Genomic DNA, 21,318 nt, shown 5'->3' on the forward strand with positions numbered 1-21,318 from the left:
TGGGTTTTGTTCTTGACTAAAATAGAACCAATAACCGTTGCTAAAATAAAAAGTATTCAATGTTTTCATGAGATGCTCCTATATTTGTTGAGATGAAAAAAAACCTGATTGGTGTTGCCAATCAGGTATAAACTTGATGGGCAACATTTTTGTTGCCCGAACGCGTCTAGGCAACTAGATGTTAAATTGCCAAAAATAATAATAAGCGTTAGTAATCAAGTGTGTCGTTTTCATCAAATTATCTAAAATATAACCCTTAAAAGTAAAATACGCATAAATAGACTGATTGACAAGCAATTTATATAAAAAATATTGTTATATCAGTCATAACTCAAAGATATCAATGGTTTATTGCTTATCTATAGGAAGCCAATCTTTTATAGCGCATATTTGTTTGAGCATCAGTTGCTCAGCCTCAGACTTACAAATCGCTTGGCTAAATAAAAAGCCTTGACCATATGCACAGCCAACATCCTGAAGACTTAAGAGCTGTTGGCATGTTTCAACGCCTTCAGCGATCACATCCAACGACAGAATAGGTCCAAGCTTAGCAATGCCCTCTACAATTGAATTGATTGACTTCTCCTCATTCATTCGATTCACAAAAGCGTAATCAATCTTGAGACAGTCGACAGGATAATCTCTTAAATGCGTCATTGAAGAATGACCGGTTCCGAAATCATCCAATGAAATTCGAAGACCATAGTTTTTGAGCTTTTGCAGTGCTCGAATCACAAATTCTATTCCGCGCTCAGACAGGATATGTTCTGTAATTTCAACCTCGATTAAATGAGCAGGAATTTGATGTCGTTCTAAACGTTGAATCAACAATTCTGCATAATTGTCACGCATGAATTCAACTGGAGAGGCATTAATTGAGATCGGTACAAGTTGAACTCCCTTAGACATCCAATCCGCCATGTCACTCAGAATCTTTTCATGCATGATTTCACTGATTTTACTGGCCAGCTCATAATCGTTAAACGCTTCTGAGATTGAAGCTGGATAATGAAGTTGCTGCTGTGCATCATGCCAACGCATCAAAGCTTCAAATCCGATTAGCTGACAGTTATCTAAGCGAACCTTAGGTTGATAATACGGTTCGATTAAATTGTCCTGTATGATATAGCGAGCAGTATCAAGTTGTTGCATCTTCTTTTCAGCAAGTGCAAACATTTCGTTATCATACATACGATACCCACCACGACCTTTTTCTTTAAGATCATTTAAAGCGGTATCCGCACATTTCATCAATCCGAATACATCTTGAGCATCTTTAGGATAAATGGCACATCCAATACTCATCCCACTATTAATCACTTTTCCTGCATAAGTGATGGGGGCAATATTTTGTTTAAGCACTTTCTGTGTGGTTTGATGTAATTCTTCTTCTGAGGTCATCCCTGTCACGATAATTGCAAATTCATCTCCACCTAAACGTGAAACAATACACTTGCGATCCAAACTCTTTTGCAGACGTTTAGATAAGACTTTAAGTAGATGATCTCCAGCAGGATGACCTAAAGTATCGTTAATGTTTTTAAAATGATCGAGATCAATAAACATCATACCAATAAGTGTTTTCTCACGATTTGCCTGTGAAATCGCCGTTTTTAATTTATTTTTGAAGGCACGACGATTCATCAGACCGGTCAGATCATCATATTCACTGCTGATTTTAAGTTTAGCTTCGGCAACACGTTGACGGGTAATATCACGTGATACACAGAGAATACTGGTCGTATTTCCTTGTTCATCATGCACAGGTGTTAAAATATTATCCCAATACATCACAGTATCGCCGTGTGTGCTCATGCTCGCAAAACGGGCGTTCTTTCCTCGAGCTGCCGTTTTAATCGCTTTTGCCCCCTGTTCGCGTACTTCAGGTGGTAACAGCGTTAACCAATCCATTCCAAATTTCTTAACACGCTCTTGACCCAGTAATGCCATGCATCCAGATTTGTTCATGTGTTCAAGCTTGCCATCTGGTGTGATAATTTTGATACAGTCTACGCTGACATCGAGCATATCTGTATTGGCACGCAAGGCCTCAGCTGTTTCACGCATTTTGATTGTACGATCATGGATATTTGTGCAACTTATCATCCAATTTTGCTGGTTGGATTGAATCACCTTAGGTTCAGCAAGCATTAAGAACCAAAGATATTCACCTGATTTATTTTTTATACGACACTCTTTTTCAAATTTCTGACCGTTTTTTTGAGCATCATTCCAAATCTGATAAAGATGTTCAGCATCATCAGGATGAACAAATTTAAGCCAGTCTACATCACGTAAGATTTGCGTATCCGCACCGATATATTGTTTAAGTGCGAGATTACAATAGCCTGAGTTGGTGTGACTGACCCAAATCAAATTAGGCAGTAAATCGAGTGCAAATTTAAAGTCATCTGACAGTGTTAGATGCAAAGGCACAGCTTTGGACTGTAAATGATCAGCTCTATTCAGATCCAGAATGCTCATAGTTCACCTATTCGAAAATAACAACCCATCAAAATGACGAATACAAAAATTAGCGTAAAATTTTAGAATTTAATTAATCAGTATTTAAATTTCGTTAATAATGATTATTAATCATCATTAATTTTAAAATACGTGATAATAATAACACTTAAATGAATTAAATTAATACAAATACCATTTCTGCATGATACATAATTTTTATCACTTGTGAATATTAAATAGACAAAATGCATAAAAAATAATGAAATACGACACAATAATGAATTTATTTGATAATTTGACATCTTAGAATTAAATAATTCCGATTTTAATTAAAAAAATACCTACTTATATTAAGTAGGTATCGGCTAATATAAAAACAATCTAAACTTATTATTAATTTATTATAAAAAATCTTTAATGTTTTTGATAACCTCACTTGGTTTTTCTGCATGTAACCAATGTCCAGTGCCATCAATCGTCACAAATTTAGCTTTAGGATATTGGAACCGAATAAGATCGTTATCGCGCTTGAGATTAATATAATCGGATAATTGTCCTTTTAAAAACAAAGTTTCATTCGATTGTGGATTGAGACGTTCCCATGACAAAATCTGAAAATATTGTTGTTTAAGTGCATCTAAGTTGAACAGCCACTGTCCATTGCGGAAAGATTTGAGCAGAAATTGAATAACGCCAATTTCATTAATATATTTCTGCATCAACTCGGTTGCCTCCTTTCTTGAAACAACTTGACCTTTTTGAACTTCTTCTAAAGCTTTGAAAATTTGATCATGATGAGATTTTTGATAAGCGACGGGTGCCATATCAAGTACAATCAATTTAACTACTCGATGTGGTACAAAATTTGCTAAGTGCATGGCAACTTTCCCCCCCATTGAATGACCAATGACGTGAAATTGTTGCACATTCATATCATCTAAAGTTTCTATAACATCTTGCGCCATAAGTTGATAACTCATTTGATCAGAATGAGGTGATATACCGTGATTACGCAAATCAATTTGGATGACATCATGCGTTTCCTGAAATGCTCTCGCGAGCATGCCTAGGTTGGATAAACTACCAAAAAGACCATGAATCAGAACAAGAGCAGGTTGACGTTGATTCGCATTTGATTTGGTGATCTCAGCATTTAGTCGCATGTATATACTCAAATAGCTTTAAAAAATGTGATTCAAATTCTAACAGTTGAGTTTGTATTTTGGTGTTAATTTAATTTTTATTTATATAATTCAGCACATTAAAGACAATTAAAAAAATTCGGTTATAAGTAAAAGTATTGAGTTTTATAAAAATTAGTCCTGTAATTCGATCTTGTGATCGTGCGGAAATTATATATATTATCCGATTAAACTTTTTACTTTGAACATTTTAGGAAATTTAGACCATGTTTCATCATGTAGATGCTTATGCAGGTGACCCTATTCTTTCACTCATGGAAGAATATAGTAAAGATGAGCGTATTCAAAAAGTGAATTTGAGTATTGGTCTATATTATAACGAAGACAGTATTGTACCTCAGTTAAATGCGGTCAAAGCTGCGTACAAAAATATTGAACCAAGCAACGATAAAGTTAAACTTTATTTACCAATGGATGGTTTGAAATCTTATAACGAAGCGACTCAAGCATTAGTTTTAGGTCCTGATAGTCAAGCGTGTAAAGATGGTCGTGCTGTCACGATTCAAACACTTGGTGGCTCAGGCGCACTTAAAGTCGGTGCTGATTTTCTGAAAAAATATTTTCCTGAGTCAGATATCTGGGTAAGTCAGCCAACTTGGGATAACCATATCGCAATTTTTAATGGCGCTGGTATCCAGTCTCACTTCTATCCTTATTTTGATGCTGAAACAAATGGCGTTAACGTTCCAGCAATGATTGAGGAATTAAAAACACTAAAAGCAAAAAGTATTGTTTTGCTTCATCCTTGTTGCCATAACCCAACTGGTGCAGATTTAACGCCAGCAGAATGGGATAAAGTGATCGAAGTACTTAAGACGAATGATCTTATTCCATTCCTTGACATCGCTTATCAAGGTTTCGGTAAAGGTCTTGAAGAAGATGCATACCTTATTCGTGCTTTAGATAAATCAGGTATGAATTTCATTGTGAGTAATTCATTCTCAAAAATCTTCTCACTGTACGGTGAGCGTGTCGGCGGCTTAACATTTGTCTGTGATGATCAAGCTACTGCTCAAAAAGTCCTTGGACAATTAAAAGCCACTGTACGCCGTATTTATTCTAGTCCAGCAAGCACAGGTGCATTGTTGGTTGAAAACGTGTTAAACAACGCAGATCTAACTGCTCAATGGCAAGCTGAATTACAAGAAATGCGTGAACGTATTATCAAAATGCGTGAATTGTTAAATGCTAAATTGAGTGCGGCTCTGCCTGAACGTGACTTTAGCTATCTAGTAAAACAACAAGGTATGTTCAGTTATACAGGTTTGACTGGTGAACAAGTGGATATTCTGAAAGATAAATATGGTATTTATTTAGTACGTAGTGGCCGTATGTGCGCAGCAGGATTAAACTTGAATAATATTGATTATGTGGCTGAATCAATTGCAGAAGTTTTGAAAGCTACTGCTTAAAACAAAAAAAACGGGCATATCGCCCGTTTTTTATTGCTCAATTAAAAATGTACAACTGTACGGATTGATTTACCTTCGTGCATTAAGTCAAAGGCTTTATTAATGTCTTCTAGAGCCATAGTATGAGTAACAAAAGGTTCTAACTGAATGTCACCCTTCATCGCATCTTCAACCATTTTTGGTAATTGAGTACGACCTTTTACACCACCAAATGCTGTACCCATCCATTTACGTCCAGTTACTAATTGGAATGGACGAGTTGAGATTTCTTGACCAGCACCAGCTACACCGATAATGACAGATTGACCCCAACCGCGGTGTGCACATTCAAGCGCTGAACGCATCACGTTTGTATTACCGATACACTCGAATGAATGATCTACCCCCCATCCAGTCATCTCTACAATGACTTGTTGAATAGGTTGATCATAGTCCTTAGGATTGAGGAAATCTGTAGCACCAAACTGTTCAGCCAATTTAAATTTTTCTGGATTGGTATCCACTACAATAATCCGGCCAGCTTTGGCTTGTTTAGCACCTTGAACAACTGCTAAACCAATACCACCTAAACCGAACACAGCAACAGTATCACCTTCCTGTACTTTTGCAGTATTGTGAACCGCACCAATACCAGTCGTCACGCCACAACCCAATAAACAAACGTGTTCAGGGTTTGCTTCAGGATTAATTTTTGCTAACGATACTTCGGCAACAACTGTGTATTCACTGAATGTTGAACATCCCATATAATGGTAAATAGGTTCGCCATTATAAGAGAATCGAGTCGTTCCATCAGGCATAACACCTTTACCTTGAGTGGCACGTACAGAGACACATAAGTTTGTTTTATTTGATTTGCAGAACAAACATTCGCCACATTCTGCAGTATAAAGTGGAATGACATGATCACCTGGTTTTACACTGGTTACACCTTCACCAACTTCAACTACAATACCTGCACCTTCGTGACCCAGTACCGCAGGGAATACGCCCTCTGGGTCTTCACCAGAAAGTGTAAATGCATCAGTATGACAAACACCTGTATGCGTAATTTTCACCAATACTTCACCAGCTTGTGGTGGAGCAACATCTAATTCAACAATTTGTAATGGCTGACCTGGACCGAATGCCACCGCTGCACGTGATTTCATGATGAAAACTTCCTTTGTAAATTAAGATTTAACAGATAAGTTACAGTAACCGCTTTTGATAAAAACATTCAACTATTTGATTGATGATATTATAGCCATACAACTGAACAATAAGATTTAGGAACGACAGCTTTGATGCTTATGTTGCGATATATATTGTGTTTACTCACATTCTTTATTTTAACTGGATGTAATTTGGCGATGAATACAAGTATAAAACAAGCCCCAATCCAACCTCATACCACACATTGGCTCAGCAATACACCAGAAACAAAACGCAATATTGAACAAGGTTTAACTGCATTCTTAGCGCTTCATGATCCTTTTATGAGTATGGCTTCACGTGTTCATTTAATACGTGAAGCACAACATACGATCGATTTACAGTACTATATCTGGGAAAATGATGTGATTGGTCAGCATTTATTGTCTGACCTACTTAAAGCAGCTGATCGTAATGTGAAGGTTCGACTGTTAATTGATGATCAAAATGGCACTCAATTAGACTCGACCTTAAGTGCATTGTCTGAACACCCCAATATCGAAATTAAGCTATTCAATCCCTACAAATTTCGCAGCTTTAGAGTTTTGGATTATGTATTTCGCTTTAATAAAATCAATCATAGAATGCATAACAAACTGATTATTGCTGACGGAGCGATTGCTGTTACTGGGGGGCGTAATATCAGTAATGAATATTTTGATGCCAGTGACAATTTTCAATTCGCGGATATGGATATTTTATTTGCAGGGCAATCAGTTTCAGCTGCAAACACGGTGTTTCACCAATTTTGGAATGATGAGCTGAGTTATGATATTCAGCAAATAATTCCTGAGTCTCAAAAAGAATTAGCGTATTTAAGATCGCATTATTCAACCAAGCAAAATTTTCAAGGTGCTGAAACTAAAAAACGTATTGATCAAGCAGAACATTTTTTAGAAGAAAATTTAAAAAAACATCCTATTCGTTGGTCTAAAGCTCATTTTGTTGCAGACAGCCCCAATAAAATCAGAGCGAAAGCTCAATCCCATGAACTGCTGTTTAATCAGTTCAAATCCATTATGAGGAAACCTGCTCAAGAAATAAACTTGGTGTCTGCCTATTTTGTTCCTACTGATCATGGTGAGTCTTTCCTCAAACAATTGAGTGAGCGGAATGTCAAAGTTCGAGTTTTAACAAACTCATATTTGGCAAATGATGTCCCGATTGTTCATGCATTTTATCAAAAATATCGAACCCCACTCTTAAGGTCAGATGTAAAACTTTACGAGTTTAAACCTTATATTGAACGATCTGATCGGACTTGGTATGAAATTATGACGGGTAATGTTATTCCTGCGAAAGGAAAAAATGCGTCGCGTCTTCATGCCAAATTTTTTACTGTAGATGATAAAGTTTTTATTGGAACATTCAATTTTGATCCACGTTCAGCGTATTTGAATACTGAACTTGGACTGATCATTGAGTCAGCCGATTTTAAAACAGAGATATCTCAATCTTTAGATGAAAATCTTCCCAAAGTTGCCTATCAACTACATTTGGATGCCCATCAAAACTTAAGATGGGAAGAACAACGAGGTGAAGAAAAGTTAATACATGATCATGACCCTGAAACGACTCGTTTTCAGAGATTTATGTTCAAGTCTTTGTCCTATCTCCCAATCGAATGGATGATGTAAATTCTTTGTTGTGACTGGTTTGTACAATCAGGATAAATTGCATTATTATTCACGTTTTATTTTTTGAACCCTTGGTTCTACTCTACTCCCATGCAATTTTTTGATCTTAGTCGACAGTATAATCTGAACGACATACTCACCCCTTTTTTATCACTTGAAGATTTATCTCAGCATGAATGGTATTTAGCTAAAATTAGTGTTGATTATGATTGCCTTACTGATGAAGACTTAGTTGAAGGTTCTATCACATTAAAATCTAACCATAATGTTCAAATTGAATTGGCTTGGTTAATTTTAGACAATGGTCATGAGTTACAAGTTTTGTTCAAAGGCATTGAAACCTCTGTCTCAGAACAAACGCTCGTGATTGTGAAGGGTGCCCGCTTAGTTGATGAAGAAGGACAAGAATTATCTGCTCAAGCATTATCTTTATGGATTGATGGTACTCTACTCAATATGCTTCCACATATTCGTAAAGAAATTAAATCACGTTTAAACTTGTGGGATTATGTAGATTATGATGTGTAATAAGCATCTCGATTGACTTTAACAGGTTGTTAAATTAATCCAATTGACTGGAAAAGTTCACGATAGTATTCGGCTTTCTTTTCGAGAGCTAAAGGATAAGCTCTTGAAGAAGATGGCATACGATGAATTCGGATATCTTTGTTATCAAATTGCAGATCCACGACTGTACCCATTTTAACTTTAGTGTGTACAGATGCATTCATTGACTTTAATAAGGTCTCAGTTGCTTTATCACCTGTGGTCATAATATCTCGACAATATGGAATTTTTTTAAGCAATAGAAACATATCTGTCGGTGTAACGATTTCTAGAAATTGATCTGAGGCATTGTCTTTCAAACGCCGTATTTGATAGGCTGTATCAAATATTGCAATGCCCAACTCATTTAGAAAATCTTTCAGCATTTGCTCTTTGAATTGTTTATTTTCACGGTCTAGAAAATAATGAGAGTCTTGAAAAAAGATCAACCCATATATTTTCCACATATCATTTTGAAAATTCGGATAATAAAAATCCATTTTCCATCTTGCTTTCGGCGGAGGAAAACTGCCAAGCATGAGCAATTTGGCTTGTTGAGGTACAAATGGCTCAAGTGGATGTGTTTCGATATCAGTCATATCAAATTTCGGTCTAACTTTTCGATCTAAAGTGATTTTGAATAATCGAACTAATTTTTTTTGCCCAAAGCTGATAGATTTCTTTACTTGGATGAAATCCATCCTCAGCCATCTTCAAATTGAGTTGTTTATACTCATCCAAATCATATTTAACCAATTCAAATTTTGGTTGTGGTTCAATCCAATTTTCCAATTCAACATTCATTTGATAGGCATATTTTCCAAACAACCAAGCTAAAGGATTTGGTAATGCAGTAAACTCATTCATCGGTGGAACTCCAGTCGCGATAATGAGCTTGGGTGAAAATTTCTCAGCGATCAGTGAATATAATTGTTCTTGTAGGCAGATCCATTTTTGCGGTGAGATGAGCTGTGTTACATCATTGACCCCTATCGAAGTTACTACAATATCAAACTGATCGTCATTAATAGCATGTATAGTTCGAATCACATCTGAAGTACAATTTCCAGTTTTTGCGATTAATGACCAGCGAATTTGAAAATGATCTCTAAGTTCCTGTAATAATGTTCCGCTTAACGCATCTTCTTGAAATTGCACACCCACACCAGCAGCAGCTGAATCACCTAAAATTAAAATTGATATTTGAGGGCCATTCCCAACCAAACCATTTCTTTCCCCCAAAGCTTCTGCTAAACGAGGTGTATTTTTCTTGACTTGGTAACCTTGCACAAGTAAAGCTGGAATGAGTGCGATTGTCGCTAATTTAAGAAACATGTATTTGATTTTAGGTTTTGATATTTCCTATTTTAAACGATTTTTTAATATTTTCATTGCTATTTATTATTGAAAATACTTATCATTTACAATGATTAATTCAAAGCTAAAATCCATGAATCATCCTATCAAATTTTTTTCTATATTGATGTTAATGAGTTCCGCAGTAAGTGCTGATCTATCTGTAAATCATTCATTACAAGTCAGCACTCAACCTTATGCCCCTGCATGTGAGGATATGGATCCCAAAAGTAAGGCGCTTCAGCAAATCCAAAACAAGATTCAGATGCATCCTGATCAAAAAAATCATCTCCTCGATCAATTTTGGTCGGAAATTCGTAAAAATCAAACCCCAATAATTGAACATTTTAATGAAACACACCAACGTGTCATTTATTTATATCGTGGTGCAAAACACAATGTGCGATTAATAGGTGGTCCGAGTAATGATCATGAGTGGTTAACTCGACTTAAAGGTACTGATATTTGGTTTAAAGAAAGTATTGTTGATTCAAGATTTATCGGAAGTTATAGTTTTGCTGTGGATTCGCCGAATATCGATGGATATTTATCAAATTACTGCCCACATTTAAACCCAAATTTAAAAGAATCACGAGATCAGCGTCGATCTATTTTAAAGGTACAACAACTCGACCCTTTCAATCCTCATAAGTGGTTTGATTCTAAAAACATTGCCTTAAAAACGAATACCACGCTGAGGAATGAAAATATCGCAAAACTCAGTCGAGCGCCCAATTTTATTGATCCAACTCAAATGGCTGAAAAAAGTGAAAAACAATTAACTTCTTCCGTGTTGAAAAGTAAAGTTTTGGGAAATGATCGTCTTATTCAGATTTATGCAACTCCACCTCAAGTCGGAAAATCATATATCACTCTGATTTTTTTTGATGGTGAGCAATATGCGCATTTAGTTAAAGTTCCCCAGATATTAGATCAGTTGGTTCAACAACAGCAACTCCCACCTATACAGGCTGTTTTTGTGGGACATCCTAATGATCAATTACGTGCTAAAGAACTTAGCCCCAATCCAGAATACATACAGTTTTTTCAAGAAGAATTATTGCCTTGGATGAGTCAATATTTGCCCTACCAACGTGATCACAACAAAACAGTCTTATTGGGTTCAAGTTTAGGTGGTCTGAGTTCTGCTTATTTGGCGTTAAAAACGTCCAATGATATTAGTCACGTCGTGCCACTTTCTGGTTCATTTTGGTGGAAATCTGATCCAAACGATACAATCAATGGTATGAGTAAACTCATCAGAGCTTCAACATTAGACAATACAAAGAAACTCAATTGGTATATTTCAGCCAATAGCTATGAATATTCGAGACAAAATAATAGCTTAAGCATTCTAGAAACCTCTCCGATTGTCGCTCAGGATTTAATCGATCAGGGACACAATGTTCACTATCAAGAATATATAGGCGGACATTCATATGCCGTTTGGCAAATCGTCATACAGGATGCTTTGAAATATTTCTTTAAAAATAAATCCCACTAAATGTGGGATTTATAAGACGTTTTTTTAACTCAACTTATTGACGAGCTGAAGCGGTAAAACCTTCATTGCAAAACCCAATGGCAACCATGGCCACTTTGGTACATATGCTTTGACTGGTTGCTTTTCGATTGCTTCAGCTAATAGTCGTGATCCTGTGGCTTGATCGACCTCAAAAGGTAATTTTCCAGCACCTTCATTAATTTCAGTTCGAATGTAACCAGGATAAATCGTTGAAACTTTAATTGGTGTTCCAAGAAGTTCAGCTCGAATCCCTTCGGCTAAATGCGCAATTCCCGCTTTACTGGCAGCATAAGCTGTAAGATGTTTTGGCATACCACGCAAAGCACTCATCGATGATATTACAACTAAATGTCCTGAATTTTGAGATCTAAAAATTTCGACCGCAGCCTCACATTGTGCCATCGCAGAAATAAAATTAGTTTCAACTGTTGCTTTATTAATCGCAAAATTACCTTTACCGATACGACGTCCTTCGCCCACACCAGCATTGACTATCACTCGATCAATAGTGCCTAGCTCATCTTTAAACTCTTTAAATACACGGAAGACTTGCTCATCATCCGTGACATCCAATACCTTCGCACTTACTTTTACCTGATAGCGTTGTTCTATTTCATCTTTTAAAGCATACAACCTTTCTAAACGACGAGCACAGATCGCTAGGTTATATCCTTTTTTTGCAAACTCTTGTGCCATCCCAGCACCGATACCTGAGCTTGCACCTGTAATTAATATAGTTTTGTTCATTCCATTTTCTCTCTATGGCATATAGCCTTGATCAAATCCAAGTGAGCAAATCACGATCCTGTTCTTTTAAATAATGATGTTCATTTAAACTGAGTAATTGTGGTTCGGTACCAACTAATCTTAAGGTGGTAAAACTGGTATTAGTGATTGCCCAGTTCAATGCAAAAGTTTTGTCTGCACTTAAACCAAGTAAATGCCCTGCAACGACAGATATCACACCACCAGACGTATAAACTACGGCATAGCGAGATTTTTCTGTTTCAAGTTGTATACATAGTTTGTTCAAGCCTTGAAGTACTCTTTGCTGAAATTGAGGCCAGCTTTCATCATAATCATGATGATGATCCCCCTTAGTCCAACGTTGAATTGCACCTTCAAAAATTTTTCCTAAATAGGCACGAGGATCTACCGCTTGACTAACATCTTTTTTAAGTAATGCAGGATCTGCAAAACGTGGTTCATATTTTGCAAACACTTGTTGATGATTGAACTCGTTCCAATGTGGATCGATATCAATCTGACTGTCAGGAAAACATTCATTCAAAGAGATATACGCCGTTTGCTGATGACGTTTCATCGAGCCAGCTATGACATATGGTCGCTCTTGTAGTAACTTTTGAAAATATTGTCCCAACACACGTGCTTGAACTTCACCTTTCTGAGAAAGCTGATCATAACTTTCAGCACCAAATGAAGCTTGACCATGTCTGACCAAATATATTGTCGTCATCTTGGCAGAATATCCTGTAATTTTGCGAGATAAGTTTTTGCAATTTCATTCGCTTCAAGCTTTTGTATACCTATAAGTTTTAAAGCACGAATATGTAATGCATGAATCACAATCCAAAAATCCTTAAATGCAGGATTATCCGTTTGTTTATGGTAATAACGATAATAAATTTGTTGTGCTATAACCGCTAATCTAAAGATCCCAAATACTTCATAGAACGTCCAGTTAGATGGCTTTAGTCCTGTTTTTTCTAGGTAATAATCCACAACTTCTTTACGTGTAAACATACCTTTAAGATGTGTAGGTTGTCGACGTGTCGATTTAAAGATCATATTGTCGTTTTCTTCAACCCAATATGCTAAGGCTGATCCTAAATCCATAAGTGGATCACCAATTGTCGCCATTTCCCAATCCAACACCCCGATGACCTCAGTAGGCTGTTGAGGATTCAAAATGACATTATCAAAACGCCAATCGTTGTGAATAATACAGTTGGTTGAATCCTCAGGAATATTGTCTTTAAGCCAATTTCTTACAAACATAAAGGTCGGCACATTGATAGTATGGGCTTTTTCGTAGCGACTGTCCCAACCCTCGATCTGACGACGGCAGTAACCCTCACCTTTTCCAATTTTTTCAAGTGCTGTTCCTTGATAAGGAACTTGGTGCAATTCAATCAATTTGTCTAAAACATTTATACAAAGCTGATGCACATCAAATTCAGTGAGTTTTAGTTCTGGTGGAAGCTTTGCCCTTGGTATAATTCCCTCTATTCGCTGCATCACATAAAAATCGCATCCGAGTACAGATTCATCCTGACATAATGCCAGCATTTTGGGTACGACTGGATATAGATCTTTTAAAGCTTTCTGAACATTATGTTCTCGAACCATATCATGAGCAGATTTGGCTTTGGTTCCTGCGGGTGGTCTTCTTAATATTAGATCTGCATTGCTATATTTGAGCCGGTATGTCCAGTTCGAAGCTCCACCAGAATATTGTGTAACTTCTACAGGTTCAATCACTTCCACGCCATTTTGATTTAACCAGGTTGTGACTGAAACGATATCGAGCTCTTCACCACGTCTGACTTGCCCTGCTGTATCTATAACTGACATATTTCTTCCTTAAATCGAGTACGCATCTTATTGAGAATGACGAGTTGAAAAACCACGTTTCGCAAGTTCCAATTTTGCAATCATGCCTTTATGCACCTCATCTGGCCCATCTGCCAAACGTAATGCACGCGCTTGTGCAAAAAAACCTGTCAATGGCGTATCTCTAGATAAACCTGCACCGCCGTGAATTTGCATTGCCATATCGACAACTTTTTCCAAAACACTAGGTGCAACGACTTTAATTGCAGAGATTTCAGTGAGTGCAGCCATATTGCCCAGTTTATCCATTTTATATGCCGCATATAAGGTCAAGAGACGTGCTTGATCGATGGCAACACGCGCTTCCGCGACTCTTTCCAAATTACCACCAAGTTTCAAAATTTCCTTGCCGAATGCTTTTCTTTGCATTCCACGATCAATCATTAATTCCAATGATTTCTCTGCAGCACCGATACAACGCATGCAATGATGAATACGTCCTGGACCAAGTCGCCCCTGTGCAATCTCAAACCCTTGACCTGCTCCACCAATAATATGAGTGACTGGAACACGAACATTATTAAAGGTCACCTCTCCATGACCGTGTGGCGCATCATAATCACCAAATACAGGTAACATTCTTTCAATTTTTACGCCCTCAGTTTCAACTGGAACTAAAACCATTGAATGTTGTTGATGTCGACCTTTATGTGCGTCTGGTGTATGTGCCATAAATATAATGAGTTTTGCATTAGGATCGCCTAAGCCCGACGACCACCATTTGCGTCCATTTAAAACAATTTCGTCTCCCTCAATTACAGCAGTAGCTTGCATGTTCGTTGCATCTGAAGAAGCAACTTCTGGTTCAGTCATGCAAAATACGGATCGAATTTTTCCTTCTAAGAGAGGTTTTAACCATTGTTCTTTTTGTTGTTCTGAGCCATAGCGCCAAATTAACTCCATATTACCGCTATCTGGCGCATTACAATTGAAAACTGTAGGAGCCAATAAACTACGGCCAGTTAACTCAGCAATGTGTGCATATTCTTGAACTGTTAAACCTTGACCAAATTCTGGGTCTGGTAAAAAAAGATTCCACAGATTTTGTGATTTAGCTTTTTGTTTGAGTACTTCAAGTTCTGCTGGCCACGTCCATGATGTCCAATCATCACTTGGATTTAATTGATGAACTTTATGCCAAAATTCTTGTTCTATAGGCTCTATTTCGTCTTGAATAAAGCGTTGTGCTAAATCGTAAAAGTGTTTAGCTTTTTCCGTTAATTCAAACATTAATCCCTCAAACTATATTCTCATCACGCTTTACATCAACATAGCTTGAAATCTACTATGAATAAAATGATTTATTTAAATATTACTTTATGAATAGAATTCATCAGGAATCTGTGGATCTGAGCGCTTTTTCACACATTGATATCAATCTATATCCATTATTTATTGCGATATACGAACATCAAAGTATCAGCAAAGCCGCAAATTTGATGTGTATTACACAATCTGCAGCTAGTCACGCTTTACAGCGATTAAGATTACAATTGAAAGATGATCTTTTTATCCGAAGTGGTATAAAGATGGTTGCGACGCCCTTTTCACATCAAATTTATCCACGAATAAAAGAAACATTAATCGCAATTCAGCATATCTCGACTCATCATATATCTTTTGATCCACTGACGATTCAATCTATTCGTATAGCAATTCATGATGAAATTGAGCCTTTGATTTTTCCGCAGTTAATTCGTCATTTTCGTGATCTTGGACTGGCGACACGGTTTCAAAGTATCAAGTTAGATCGAACTAACTGGGCAAAAGATTTATTATCACAGCAACTTGATTTAGTGGTCGATCTTCAACAGAAAGTTGATGAGAAAATTTATTTTACCCCTTTAGTGAATGATCGCTTTGTCATATGTGGTTTGACAACCATCGAAAATTTAGAACAATATAAACATGCCCAACATATTGGTGTTTCATCAAGGCATTCTGGTGTGCTTATTGAAGATTTACATTTTAAAAAGTTGAATATTCAACGTGATATTTTTTTACGCTGTCAACACTATTCAACAGCACTACAAATTTTGAAGGAGTATCCTGACACATTGCTAACCTTACCTTTTAGTATTTTAAAAAATTTGAAATTACCTCAAGATTTAAAAATTTCTGAACTCCCTATTGAACTGCCTTTAATGAAAATGGGAATTTATTGGAATTCACAATTAGCATCGCATCAAAAGTTTCAGTATTTAATTTCAGAAATTAATAAAATTTATGCTTAGGCTATTTGTAGCGGTGATAGAAGATGAAACTTAGGCTATTTTCTTGAAAATATGTGGTAAATACCATCTGTTCAATATTGAATCAAACACTCACTTCGAGTTGATTTATCATATTAAGGCTTGTTTTTTCTTGTGTTTTCTATGTTTGATCAACTCCCTGCATCATGGCTTATTGGGCTAGGTGCGATTTTATGCTTATTACTTCTTATCATTTTTAGACAAGTAAGAATTTATCTTCTTCAAGTATTTAAACCTTTTAAAAAAGGAAAAACTTATTGGTGCCGTGTTACAGCGGTGAGTGATGGTGACACTCTCTCCTGCCATCGTTTGAATCTAAGACGTTCTAAAACTAAATTACGCTTTGCTTTTGTAGATGCGCCTGAATCTAATCAAAGTTACGGGCTTGAATCCCAACGCTTAGTTAAGAAAATGGTTCAAGGTAAAATTGTTCGTGTAAAAATCACGGATATTGATCGTTATGGACGTTGCGTGGGTGTGGTCTACCGCTATCGCAAGAATATGAATGAAGAATTAGTGAGGCGTGGTGGTGCGTGGGTTTACGAAGAATACATACGTGATCCAAAGCAATTAAAATATATGATCTCGCTACAAGATAGTGCAAAACGCAATAAACGAGGTCTCTGGCGCGGGACCCGTCCTATTCGACCAAGTACTTTTAGAAAACAAAAAAGCTAATATTTTCAGTACCCTGATTATCAATAAGTGCATTACGCTTGATTCGTCTAATAATTGAGCGTAAATTCAAGCCAACAAACTAGTTAGCTTGGTTAACTATATGCAAAACTCTCTCAAATTCCGTGTCGTATTACTGCGAAGTGCGCGACTCTTTAGTGACCGTTTAAATGATATCTTGGCTCAATACCAACTGAACTATTCAATGTGGCAGTTGATTTATCATATCTATGATCATGACTCCATCACTTCAATTGATTTGGCTCATGAACTCAATGTTTCTAAACCATCAATTGCAAAACGCATTAATACTTTACATAAATTAGATGTTATTCAGTTTTTAGAATCATCTGATAAACGCCAAAAATTAATTCAATTAACCGAAAAAGGTAGAGATCTTTATCAAATTTGTACAATTCAGATTGATCAATTTGAACAACAGTTTTTGAATCAAGTAAATCCTGAAGACATTGCTCAAAGTGCTGAGACACTTCAACTGTTTTTGTCTATTTTAGAGCGTGATAAAAGCTTAAATATCGTGGAGGAGTTATGAGTACTTCCTCAAATCAAGTTAATCAGCCTCTTTGGACACGTAACTTTATTTTGGTCAGTTTAATTAACTTTCAATTGGTACTGACTTTTTATCTTCTCGTCATTGTCATTGTGGGATTTTCGATAGCAGAACTTGGAGCGACGACGGCGCAGGCTGGTTTAGTATCAGGACTTTTTATTGTGGGTACACTGATTGGTCGTTTATTGGTGGCTAAATTCCTCGTTAAATTCGGTTCTAAAGTCACCATGCTGGTCGGACTCACTGGATTTCTCATATTTTCAGGCTTTTATTTTCTCCATTTAGAGGTTGGAACTTTATTAATCGTTCGATTCTTGCATGGCTTTATGATGGGGGTTGCCTCCACCGTATTTGGCACAATTATCGCTCAAATTATTCCCGCAACCCGTCGTGGTGAAGGTATAGGTTACTACAGTATGAGTAGTACTTTAGGAACTGCAATTGGACCATTTTTGGCAATCTGGCTAATGCTTCATGTCAGTTACAACATTATTTTTGCCCTATCTTCAATCCTTGCAGTTTTATGTTTAATTACAGCATTATTTATTCAAGTTCCTCAAGTGCATCAGGTTCCTTCTATACCTGATCAGATTCATACACAAAATAGTTTTCTATCTCAATATATTGAAAAGAGCGCCTTACCCATTGCTCTGATCATGTTGGTAAGCTCCCTCTTTTACTCTGGTGTTCTATCGTTTATTAATTTTTATGCCAAAGAAATTGATCTGGTTGAAGCAGCATCATTTTTCTTTCTCATTTATGCGTTGACGATTCTGCTCTCTCGTCCTATTACGGGACCACTGATGGATAAGAAAGGCGAAAATATAATTATGTATCCGGCCTTTCTCATTATGGCACTTGCATTCTTCTTGTTGAGCCAAGCTAACAGTTCGGGCCTTTTGTTGATTTGCGCAGGATTATTAGGTTTAGGCTACGGTAATATCCAGTCAATTTGCCAAACGATTGCAGTGAAAAGTACTAGTTTGGAACGAATGGGATTTGCAACCTCAACTTACTTTATCTTTTTAGATGCAGGTTTGGGATTCGGTCCTTATTTCTTAGGTTTAGCTTTAGATTTGATCAGTTACCAACAACTCTATTTATATAGTGCTATTGGGACGTTATTTTGCATTGTCTTATATTATGTATTACATGGGAAAAAAGTTCGAAATATGAATATTGCTTAGGCTATTTATGGGTTTAAAAAAGCACTCCAATGAGTGCTTTTCCATATTTTATTTAAACACTTTAAAACGTGTGGCGTCGTCAATATAGCCTTTATCGAAAGCTTCACCTTCTTTAGATCCAAATACCAATTGTGCGCTTAGTTTCCACGAAGCTGGTATAGCCCATTCAGTTTGGACTTGATCATCTACAATCGGATTATAATGTTGAAGGTTTGCACCTAAACCTTCTGTATGCAAAGCTGTCCAAACCGTAAACTGTGCCATTGCTGTTGAATGTTCCGCCCAAATTGGAAAGTTTTCCGCATACGAAGGATATTTCTCTTGTAAGTCAGTGATCGTATCCATTTCTTCGAAAAATAATACAGTGCCTACGCCTGCAGCAAAGCTATCCATTTTTGCAGAAGTTTTTGCAGCACTCGCCTCGTCCTTTGCATATGACTTTAGCTTCTCTTTCACAAAGCCCCAAAATTTTTCATGTTCAGCGTTAAATAAAATCACCGCACGTGAAGATTGAGAGTTAAAAGATGATGGGCTTTGTTTAATCGCATTCTGAATAAGATCTGTTAAGTACTCAGGAGATTGTTCAACTGCTTTTCCTAAAGCATAAATCGTACGGCGTTTTTTAACTAAATCTAAAAATTGATTCGACATTTTCTGAAATCCTTTGGTATTTCCTCGGGGAAATACGATATTCTGACCTTTAATTCATTAGAAATACTTAACCAAAGATTAAATATTCAACAAATCAAATATGTTGTAGTGTTACATTAAGCATTTATCAGACCAACATTTATCCATTTTGAACCCTAATTCGAAGATTTGATTTTATTCGTATTTTTTTTACCCAATAGTAAAAAGCCCTCCATGATAGAGGGCTTTTCTTGGCATATGTAAGCTTAAAATTTAGCTTCAAGAACCTGAGCCGATACTTGGTTTTTCCATAGGGAGCGTAAGGTTGGCAAATAGAATTTTTCACCTAACTCCACTAATTCAGCATCAATCGCCGTATGAACTTCATGCATGAACAAATAGTCTAAATCTACCGTACTGAGCTTAGGTTGTTCTTTAGAAAACTTCGCTCTTTTTTGTTGAGCAGTTTTTACTAGCTGATCTGCAAATTCACGATTTTTGAATTGTGTAATGGCATTCAGACGCAGTTCAATCACACCCCAACCTGTCAGTAGCAGTTTGAAAGTTTCAAAATCTTTTGTTGTTGATTCCCATGTCATGTCTTCTAGATTTTCATCTTTAGGTAGAACAGGAAGTAGTAATTCCATAATACTTGGGAAGATTTTTTTAAAGTTAAGAATAAATTTAACAGGATGTTCACCTGGATAATCTTGAAATTGAAATTTTTTTTGAACATCTGTTAAATATATATCGAGCATTGAAAATTTCCGTAGATTGGCTGTCTTAAGTCTAAGATAAGAACTTTGATACAACAGCAATTAAAAGCAATGTGTATTTTAACAATTGTGACGAGTTAATCAATCTCATAATAATTACATGACTATGTGATGAAGTTTTTACTTATTTTTTTAATGTTTTGCAGTTATCGCATAATAAATCTTCCTCTGTTGAATATTTCGTTAATTTCTCTATTAATCTCATGATAGCTATCATTATTAGCCACCCTGAGCCCGTTAAAATTGTTAATGTAATGTTCCGAAGATTATTAAATTTATGTTTCTTTCTATTCTGAACTTCATCATCAATACCTTGCTTACAATTGATACATTCTGGTTTTTTGTTCTCTTCCCACCTTTTATGCAAAATTTCGAGTTGATTGTAAATTTTAGGACTATCAATCTCTCTTAAATATTCAATTACAGGTTGGAAGAGATTGTAATTAGCTTTAAGTATTGATTTGAAACTACTTTTTATTAAGCCTTCATCTAAGTTGTTATGTCTGATTCCAATTGCTACAAATTCCAAAAAATTTAATAAATATGTTACAGCCGATTTTTCCTCATCTTCCAATGAATTAAATTTTTCTCTAGTCAATTGCACTTTATCTTTTGACTCTACGTTTTGATCCTTCCCCAAATTCCTTCTTATTTTGGTTGCAATATCAACCTTAGCAATATACGCAGTAGAATTCCTACTATTCATCAATACTTGTACTGAATGACTTCTTATAGTGTTTATAATTTGCACCCTTGAAGTAAAAATCCAACCAAAAACGGCAGCTATAGCTGCTAAAACCGTAACTAATGCTGTCGTTTTAAACTGCCCATCTGTATTTTCTATATCAAAATTTAGAAATTTATAATCTTCAAAAAAACTTTTCCAAATTAATATTTCTAAAAACGTGATACCTAATAAAATTAAGATGAGAAGGAGTTGATTACTACTTCTAATCTTAATAAAGAAATTATCTCTACGATAAATATAAAAATAAGCAATTACAGTGACATATGGAATTATCAGAAGATAAGTATAAAAGTAATTGGCTTTGTTGCATAAATATGTAAGCATCTGATTTAAATAAATTTAATTTTGGATCAAAAAATAATCAAAACCTTTAAAATCATATAGTTATGAAGTCTTTGTGCAACAAAGCCAAAGTAATTCAATTTTATTTTACTCAAAAATAAAGCACCCTAATGGATGCTTTTTTATTACACAAATTTAAATGAGTCTCAACCTAATCCATAGCCT

At 36.0% G+C, this 21,318-nt stretch carries 20 protein-coding genes; 8 read left to right on the top strand and 12 right to left on the bottom strand.

What is annotated here, in order from left to right; translation table 11 throughout:
• Positions 1-348 precede the first annotated feature (348 nt).
• Both AC1M87_RS00150 and AC1M87_RS00155 read right to left on the bottom strand, forming a co-directional pair.
• The gene (locus AC1M87_RS00150; protein WP_481592590.1) at positions 349-2,484 is read right to left on the bottom strand and encodes a sensor domain-containing protein; all 2,136 of its coding nucleotides are present in this window, start codon (positions 2,482-2,484) and stop codon (positions 349-351) included.
• Positions 2,485-2,867: 383 nt separating this feature from the next.
• Positions 2,868-3,629: an alpha/beta fold hydrolase gene (locus tag AC1M87_RS00155; protein ID WP_481592591.1), complete on the bottom strand. Its 762-nt coding sequence runs from the start codon at positions 3,627-3,629 to the stop codon at positions 2,868-2,870.
• A gap of 245 nt (positions 3,630-3,874) precedes the next feature.
• On the opposite strand from AC1M87_RS00155, the gene AC1M87_RS00160 reads away from it, so the two are divergent.
• Positions 3,875-5,080: an amino acid aminotransferase gene (locus AC1M87_RS00160; protein WP_481592592.1), complete on the top strand. Its 1,206-nt coding sequence runs from the start codon at positions 3,875-3,877 to the stop codon at positions 5,078-5,080.
• Positions 5,081-5,121: 41 nt separating this feature from the next.
• Here the strand turns inward: AC1M87_RS00160 and AC1M87_RS00165 are convergent, their stop codons facing one another.
• The gene (locus AC1M87_RS00165; RefSeq protein ID WP_481592593.1) at positions 5,122-6,231 is read right to left on the bottom strand and encodes an S-(hydroxymethyl)glutathione dehydrogenase/class III alcohol dehydrogenase; all 1,110 of its coding nucleotides are present in this window, start codon (positions 6,229-6,231) and stop codon (positions 5,122-5,124) included.
• Positions 6,232-6,366: 135 nt separating this feature from the next.
• On the opposite strand from AC1M87_RS00165, the gene AC1M87_RS00170 reads away from it, so the two are divergent.
• Together AC1M87_RS00170 and AC1M87_RS00175 are read left to right on the top strand one after the other, a co-directional pair.
• Positions 6,367-7,911: a phospholipase D family protein gene (locus AC1M87_RS00170; protein WP_481592594.1), complete on the top strand. Its 1,545-nt coding sequence runs from the start codon at positions 6,367-6,369 to the stop codon at positions 7,909-7,911.
• Positions 7,912-8,001: 90 nt separating this feature from the next.
• Positions 8,002-8,439 carry a hypothetical protein gene (locus tag AC1M87_RS00175; RefSeq protein ID WP_179997989.1) on the top strand — a complete coding sequence of 146 codons (438 nt, stop codon included), beginning with the start codon at positions 8,002-8,004 and terminating at the stop codon, positions 8,437-8,439.
• A 29-nt stretch (positions 8,440-8,468) separates the two neighbouring features.
• Here AC1M87_RS00175 and AC1M87_RS00180 read toward each other — a convergent pair whose 3' ends face one another.
• Positions 8,469-9,056 (bottom strand): uracil-DNA glycosylase family protein, encoded by a 588-nt coding sequence (locus AC1M87_RS00180; RefSeq protein WP_035267781.1) that lies wholly within the window; start codon positions 9,054-9,056, stop codon positions 8,469-8,471.
• Between the two features lie 13 nt (positions 9,057-9,069).
• Positions 9,070-9,792 (bottom strand): SGNH/GDSL hydrolase family protein, encoded by a 723-nt coding sequence (locus AC1M87_RS00185; RefSeq protein WP_481592595.1) that lies wholly within the window; start codon positions 9,790-9,792, stop codon positions 9,070-9,072.
• A 154-nt stretch (positions 9,793-9,946) separates the two neighbouring features.
• On the opposite strand from AC1M87_RS00185, the gene AC1M87_RS00190 reads away from it, so the two are divergent.
• Complete coding sequence (locus tag AC1M87_RS00190) at positions 9,947-11,317, top strand: alpha/beta hydrolase-fold protein (RefSeq protein WP_481592596.1); 1,371 nt, start codon at positions 9,947-9,949, stop codon at positions 11,315-11,317.
• 24 nt (positions 11,318-11,341) lie between these two features.
• On the opposite strand, the gene AC1M87_RS00195 is transcribed toward AC1M87_RS00190, so the two are convergent.
• The 4 genes from AC1M87_RS00195 to AC1M87_RS00210 are packed head-to-tail and all read right to left on the bottom strand — an operon-like array spanning position 11,342 to position 15,202.
• Positions 11,342-12,085, bottom strand: a complete 744-nt coding sequence (locus AC1M87_RS00195; RefSeq protein WP_179997992.1) for an SDR family oxidoreductase — start codon at positions 12,083-12,085, stop codon at positions 11,342-11,344.
• Positions 12,086-12,116: 31 nt separating this feature from the next.
• Entirely contained in the window at positions 12,117-12,815 is a 699-nt protein-coding gene (locus tag AC1M87_RS00200; RefSeq protein WP_481592597.1) for a histidine phosphatase family protein, read from the bottom strand.
• Positions 12,812-13,933 carry a phosphotransferase family protein gene (locus tag AC1M87_RS00205; RefSeq protein ID WP_481592598.1) on the bottom strand — a complete coding sequence of 374 codons (1,122 nt, stop codon included), beginning with the start codon at positions 13,931-13,933 and terminating at the stop codon, positions 12,812-12,814. Before AC1M87_RS00205 ends, AC1M87_RS00200 begins: the two co-directional genes overlap by 4 nt.
• Positions 13,934-13,960: 27 nt before the next feature.
• Positions 13,961-15,202 (bottom strand): acyl-CoA dehydrogenase family protein, encoded by a 1,242-nt coding sequence (locus tag AC1M87_RS00210; protein ID WP_179997995.1) that lies wholly within the window; start codon positions 15,200-15,202, stop codon positions 13,961-13,963.
• 89 nt (positions 15,203-15,291) lie between these two features.
• Between AC1M87_RS00210 and AC1M87_RS00215 the strand changes: the two genes are divergently transcribed.
• From AC1M87_RS00215 to AC1M87_RS00230, 4 genes are all read left to right on the top strand, one after another.
• Entirely contained in the window at positions 15,292-16,206 is a 915-nt protein-coding gene (locus tag AC1M87_RS00215) for a LysR family transcriptional regulator (RefSeq protein WP_481592599.1), read from the top strand.
• A 141-nt stretch (positions 16,207-16,347) separates the two neighbouring features.
• The gene (locus AC1M87_RS00220; RefSeq protein WP_481592600.1) at positions 16,348-16,902 is read left to right on the top strand and encodes a thermonuclease family protein; all 555 of its coding nucleotides are present in this window, start codon (positions 16,348-16,350) and stop codon (positions 16,900-16,902) included.
• Between the two features lie 100 nt (positions 16,903-17,002).
• Positions 17,003-17,452: a MarR family winged helix-turn-helix transcriptional regulator gene (locus tag AC1M87_RS00225; RefSeq protein ID WP_481592601.1), complete on the top strand. Its 450-nt coding sequence runs from the start codon at positions 17,003-17,005 to the stop codon at positions 17,450-17,452.
• Complete coding sequence (locus tag AC1M87_RS00230) at positions 17,449-18,657, top strand: MFS transporter (protein WP_481592602.1); 1,209 nt, start codon at positions 17,449-17,451, stop codon at positions 18,655-18,657. The genes AC1M87_RS00225 and AC1M87_RS00230 overlap by 4 nt, the downstream gene beginning before the upstream one ends.
• 48 nt (positions 18,658-18,705) lie before the next feature.
• On the opposite strand, the gene AC1M87_RS00235 is transcribed toward AC1M87_RS00230, so the two are convergent.
• The 3 genes from AC1M87_RS00235 to AC1M87_RS00245 all read right to left on the bottom strand — a co-directional run bounded on the left by AC1M87_RS00235 (position 18,706) and on the right by AC1M87_RS00245 (position 21,135).
• Positions 18,706-19,308: a nitroreductase family protein gene (locus AC1M87_RS00235; protein ID WP_481592603.1), complete on the bottom strand. Its 603-nt coding sequence runs from the start codon at positions 19,306-19,308 to the stop codon at positions 18,706-18,708.
• Between the two features lie 245 nt (positions 19,309-19,553).
• Entirely contained in the window at positions 19,554-20,045 is a 492-nt protein-coding gene (locus tag AC1M87_RS00240) for a hypothetical protein (protein ID WP_481592604.1), read from the bottom strand.
• A 142-nt stretch (positions 20,046-20,187) separates the two neighbouring features.
• Positions 20,188-21,135 (bottom strand): DUF4760 domain-containing protein, encoded by a 948-nt coding sequence (locus tag AC1M87_RS00245; RefSeq protein WP_481592605.1) that lies wholly within the window; start codon positions 21,133-21,135, stop codon positions 20,188-20,190.
• Positions 21,136-21,318: the final 183 nt, after the last annotated feature.

The sequence above is a fragment of the Acinetobacter sp. 24-47-62 genome, from assembly GCF_056779765.1.

What these genes read in the sequence shown, in the direction of transcription:
- AC1M87_RS00215 (WP_481592599.1), top strand. Translation starts at nt 15,292, where the DNA reads ATGAATAGAATTCATCAGGAATCTGTGGATCTGAGCGCTTTTTCACAC.
- AC1M87_RS00205 (WP_481592598.1), bottom strand. Translation starts at nt 13,933, where the DNA reads ATGTCAGTTATAGATACAGCAGGGCAAGTCAGACGTGGTGAAGAGCTC.
- AC1M87_RS00230 (WP_481592602.1), top strand. Translation starts at nt 17,449, where the DNA reads ATGAGTACTTCCTCAAATCAAGTTAATCAGCCTCTTTGGACACGTAAC.
- AC1M87_RS00160 (WP_481592592.1), top strand. Translation starts at nt 3,875, where the DNA reads ATGTTTCATCATGTAGATGCTTATGCAGGTGACCCTATTCTTTCACTC.
- AC1M87_RS00220 (WP_481592600.1), top strand. Translation starts at nt 16,348, where the DNA reads ATGTTTGATCAACTCCCTGCATCATGGCTTATTGGGCTAGGTGCGATT.
- AC1M87_RS00235 (WP_481592603.1), bottom strand. Translation starts at nt 19,308, where the DNA reads ATGTCGAATCAATTTTTAGATTTAGTTAAAAAACGCCGTACGATTTAT.
- AC1M87_RS00195 (WP_179997992.1), bottom strand. Translation starts at nt 12,085, where the DNA reads ATGAACAAAACTATATTAATTACAGGTGCAAGCTCAGGTATCGGTGCT.
- AC1M87_RS00170 (WP_481592594.1), top strand. Translation starts at nt 6,367, where the DNA reads ATGCTTATGTTGCGATATATATTGTGTTTACTCACATTCTTTATTTTA.
- AC1M87_RS00185 (WP_481592595.1), bottom strand. Translation starts at nt 9,792, where the DNA reads ATGTTTCTTAAATTAGCGACAATCGCACTCATTCCAGCTTTACTTGTG.
- AC1M87_RS00180 (WP_035267781.1), bottom strand. Translation starts at nt 9,056, where the DNA reads ATGACTGATATCGAAACACATCCACTTGAGCCATTTGTACCTCAACAA.
- AC1M87_RS00175 (WP_179997989.1), top strand. Translation starts at nt 8,002, where the DNA reads ATGCAATTTTTTGATCTTAGTCGACAGTATAATCTGAACGACATACTC.
- AC1M87_RS00225 (WP_481592601.1), top strand. Translation starts at nt 17,003, where the DNA reads ATGCAAAACTCTCTCAAATTCCGTGTCGTATTACTGCGAAGTGCGCGA.
- AC1M87_RS00155 (WP_481592591.1), bottom strand. Translation starts at nt 3,629, where the DNA reads ATGCGACTAAATGCTGAGATCACCAAATCAAATGCGAATCAACGTCAA.
- AC1M87_RS00240 (WP_481592604.1), bottom strand. Translation starts at nt 20,045, where the DNA reads ATGCTCGATATATATTTAACAGATGTTCAAAAAAAATTTCAATTTCAA.
- AC1M87_RS00200 (WP_481592597.1), bottom strand. Translation starts at nt 12,815, where the DNA reads ATGACGACAATATATTTGGTCAGACATGGTCAAGCTTCATTTGGTGCT.
- AC1M87_RS00190 (WP_481592596.1), top strand. Translation starts at nt 9,947, where the DNA reads ATGAGTTCCGCAGTAAGTGCTGATCTATCTGTAAATCATTCATTACAA.
- AC1M87_RS00165 (WP_481592593.1), bottom strand. Translation starts at nt 6,231, where the DNA reads ATGAAATCACGTGCAGCGGTGGCATTCGGTCCAGGTCAGCCATTACAA.
- AC1M87_RS00150 (WP_481592590.1), bottom strand. Translation starts at nt 2,484, where the DNA reads ATGAGCATTCTGGATCTGAATAGAGCTGATCATTTACAGTCCAAAGCT.
- AC1M87_RS00210 (WP_179997995.1), bottom strand. Translation starts at nt 15,202, where the DNA reads ATGTTTGAATTAACGGAAAAAGCTAAACACTTTTACGATTTAGCACAA.
- AC1M87_RS00245 (WP_481592605.1), bottom strand. Translation starts at nt 21,135, where the DNA reads ATGCTTACATATTTATGCAACAAAGCCAATTACTTTTATACTTATCTT.